Source organism: Roseiarcus fermentans (assembly GCF_003315135.1).
Taxonomy (GTDB): Bacteria; Pseudomonadota; Alphaproteobacteria; order Rhizobiales; family Beijerinckiaceae; genus Roseiarcus; species Roseiarcus fermentans.
Genome location: NZ_QNRK01000070.1, coordinates 1 through 3,894 on the forward strand (window position 1 = coordinate 1; position 3,894 = coordinate 3,894).

Genomic DNA, 3,894 nt, shown 5'->3' on the forward strand with positions numbered 1-3,894 from the left:
GGCCCGAACTAACGAAAGGGCCTCCGGATACGCATAAGGAGACAAAGCAGGAACGTCAGGCGGCTCTGAGCAATGCCTCGGATAAGGTGCGCAGCGGTCTCAATCCGGCATTGTTTTCCGACATGGCCTGTGTGGCTCCCCACACGTAGTCCCCGGTCAGGTTCACATGCTCCCAGCCCAGCGGGGACAGGTGAGCCAGCAGATGATCGGGAACGTTCTCCGTCTGACGGAGGGCGGCGACGGCGCGCTCGAGGTATCGCGTGTTCCAGAGGATGATGGCGGTGACGAGCAGGTTGAGGCCGGACGCGCGGTGCTGCTGGTTCTCGTATGTTCGATCGCGGATTTCGCCGAGCCGGTGAATGAAGACCGCCCGCGCCAGGCTGTTGCGGGCCTCGCCCTTGTTGAGCTCCTGGCCGGTCGTCCGCCGCAGCTCGGGATCCTCGATCCAGTCGAGGGTGAACAGGGTTCGCTCCAGCCGACCGAGCTCGCGCAGCGCCGCGGCGACGCCGTTCTGCCGGGGATAGGAGGCGAGCTGGCGCATGATCAGCGAGGCGGTCACGGCGCCGGTGCGAAGCGACGCGACGATGCGCAGGATTTCCGACCAGTGGGCGCGGATCAGGGCGACATTGATGCGCCCGGCGATCAGGGGCTCGAGCGTCGGGTAGTCCGACGGCTTGCCGAAGCTGTAGAGCCGGCGGTGCTTCAGGCCTGGAATGCGCGGCGCGAACTGGAAGCCGAGGAGAGCGCAGAGCGCAAACACATGATCGGAATCGCCGCCGCCGTCGGTATGGTGACGACGGGTCGCGACCTCGCTCTGATGATAGAGCAGCGCATCGAGCACATGCAGCGCCTCGCTCGCCGTCGCCGCGATCACCTTGGTGAAGAACGGCCCGTAGCGATCGGAGATATGGGTGTAGACCTTGAACCCCGGTTGCTGGCCATAATGGGCATTGAGGCGGCCGGCGGCGCGGGCGAGCCCGCTGGCCTGGAAGAACTGCCCGTCGGACGACGAAGCAACGCCGCCGCCGAATATCGCCGCAAACGGCTCGCGCTGTTGCTGATTGATGAGACGCCGCAGCGCCTCTGCATAGGTTTCCTCGCGGATGTGCCAGTCGGCCGTCCAGGCGAGCTGGCCGAGGCTGGCGATGCTGCACGCTTCGGCCATGCGGGTCAGGCCGAGATTGAGCCCGTCGGCGAGCAGAGCCGCCATGAGGATGCGGCTGTCGGCGGCCGCCTCGCCGGTCCGCAGATGGGTGAAGCAGTCGGGGAAGAGCGTCCATACCGCCACTTCCGCCAGGAGATCGGTGATGCGGATGCGCGGCAGCATGGCGTAGAGGCGAGCGGCCAGGTCGTCGGCCTCCGGCGGCGTGGATTTCGCGATCGGCGCGATTTTCAGCACGCCCTTGTCGATCGTCACGTCGGGCAACAGGCCACCTTTCGCCCGGGCGTCGATCGCCGCCAGCCGTTCGTCCAGAAGCGCGCGACGGCTCTCGATGAAACGATCGAAATCCGCCTCGACCGCGACCGGCGCCGTGTCGGTCTGCTGCAAGTCCTGCAGGGCCTCCTTCGAGATCAGCCGTTCCTCGAAGGAGCGGTATTGCCGGCTGCCGACGACCCATACGTCGCCCGCGCGCAATCGGTCGCGCAACTCCGTGAGCACGCAGAGCTCGTAATGACGACGGTCGATGGCGCCGCCGGGCAGCACGTAAGGCGCCCAGCGCCGCCGAACGAACCCGGTCGGGGCGGATTTCGGCAGGGTGGCCGCGCTCGTGCGGTTCGCTGCGCGCAGCACCTCGATGGCGCGCAGGAGCGAGGCCGAGGCCGGCACGCTCTCGAACTGGAACGTGTCGAGAAAGGCGGGCGACCAGCGTCGGATCCCGGCGTAGTGCTCGCCGAGCTTCTGGTAGACATCGAACTCCTGCGGTCGCGCCAGCGTCTCGGCCTCGGCGACGGTCGCGCGAAACCGCTCCCACGGGATCACCGCCGTGATCGCGCCGAAGGCGTCCAGGTTGTCCTCACGGGCGGCGATCAGCGCAGCGCCGACGCTCGCGTAAAGACGGACTTTCTCGTTGATGGCCCGGGCGTCGGATTGAAAGGCGCGGGCATGGCGACCCTCGGCCTTGCGAAACATGGCGCCGATCAGGCGGTCGAACAGGTCGATCGTCTGGTCGGTCAGGCTGGCGGCGAGGTCCAGGCTGATGGCCACCAGCGTCGCGTGGCGGCGCTGCCGCTCATAGCCGGCGACATGCTGCACGGTGGTGCGGCCAGCCTCGCGAGCAAGCAGGGCAAGGCACGCCTGGTGGACCAACCGTCCACGGCCGGGCTCGATCCCGATCGCGCGGACATGCTCCAGGCGCTCGGTCAGACCGAGCATGGCGCCCGGCTTGGCGGCCTCCGGCATCTGCCGCAACCAGGTCAGCCAGTTCTGGTTGGTCTCCTCCCGGCGCTGCGTCAGCGCATCGAGCCTGCGTCGCTGCTCGGCGGTGAGACCATCGGTCAGCCGCCGATAGACTTCCCGGCGGGCCAGGTGGCGGAGCTTGGCGCAGAGCCGCTCGAGCGCAGGCGGCGACGGGACGACGATCCGGCGCTGCCGGCATGTCTCCAGCGCCAGCTCCGCCAGACGGGCGAGCCGATCATCCTCGATGGCTTGCGGCAGAAGGGCGCTCGCCAATCCGGCCGCGGCGCGTTTTCCGAACGGACGAAGCCCGAGCTGCTCCTGACATTCGACGGCATGACGCTGGCGGTTCCGCTCAGACGCGAGATACTCGTCCAACGCGTCCGGAAGAATCCCGATCTGCTCGGCGACGAATGCGAGCAAGGCCGGAGGCGGACGCTCGCCGGAGCGCAACGCTCGGCCGGGATGGCGTAGGTAGCAAAGCATGAGAGCGTAGCCGAGGCGGTTGTGATCTCCGCGGCAACGCCGGATCGCTCCGAGATCGGCGTCCGACAGTGTGAAGTGGCGCACGAGCTCCCGTTGCTCGGTCGGCGGATCGAACAGCTCCGCGATCTGGGCTTCGTTCAATCGCTGCGGTCGCGCCACTCATGCCTCCTCGACCTTGACCCCCGCAGACCAACCGATCCGGGCCAGGGAGTCGAGGAGCGTGCTGCGCTTGATGCCGAACGTCCGGCAGACCGCGGCCTTGGTGGCCCCGCCGTCGAGCGCGGCCGTCACCGCGGCGAGCTTCTCGGCGTCGATGGCGACGGGACGACCGCCGCGGCGACCGCGCCGGCGAGCTGCAGCGAGCCCGGCCTGGACCCGCTCCTGGATCAGCGATCGCTCGAACTGGGCGAGAGAGCCGAAAATGTGGAACAGGAACTCGCCCTGCGGCGTGGTCGTGTCCATCTGCTCGGTCAGCGAGCGGAAGGCGATGCCGCGCTTCCTGAGATCGGTCACCGTGTCGAGGAGGTGCGGCAGCGACCGACCGAGCCGGTCCAGCTTCCAGACGACCAGGCAGTCGCCGGCCTTGATGAAGGCCAGCGCTTTGGCGAGGCCCGCGCGATCGCCGCGGCTTCCGGTAGCCCGATCCTCGAACAGGTGACGCTCATCGACCCCAGCGGCGAGAAGCGCGTCACGCTGCAGGTCCAGAACCTGACGGTCGCCGTTCGTCGACACGCGCATGTACCCGACCAGCATGTACGGAAAACCCCATCCAGCGAGTTTCCGCACAGTCTCACATTCCGACAGGGTTTGTCGTGCAGTTTCTGAGCCCGTGGCGAGCAGCTTTTCGCCCTGCCGAGGAGATGTCGGAAATCATCTGTTTCCCGACATCCTCGCCGATCGGCCGGCCGAACCCGAGCAAGCGATTCTCGGCGGAGTTCCGCGGCCCACACGGCGCAACGTTCTCTATTCGTCCCCTTATGCGTATCTGGTGGCCGTTTCGTTAGTTCGGGCCG

2 protein-coding genes are annotated in these 3,894 nt (G+C 67.6%); both read right to left on the bottom strand.

Annotation, left to right across the window (positions count from 1 at the left end; genetic code table 11):
• Positions 1-55: 55 nt before the first annotated feature.
• Positions 56-3,040 (bottom strand): Tn3 family transposase, encoded by a 2,985-nt coding sequence (locus DFR50_RS30960; protein WP_113894172.1) that lies wholly within the window; start codon positions 3,038-3,040, stop codon positions 56-58.
• Positions 3,041-3,667 (bottom strand): recombinase family protein, encoded by a 627-nt coding sequence (locus DFR50_RS30965; RefSeq protein ID WP_425376105.1) that lies wholly within the window; start codon positions 3,665-3,667, stop codon positions 3,041-3,043.
• Positions 3,668-3,894: the final 227 nt, after the last annotated feature.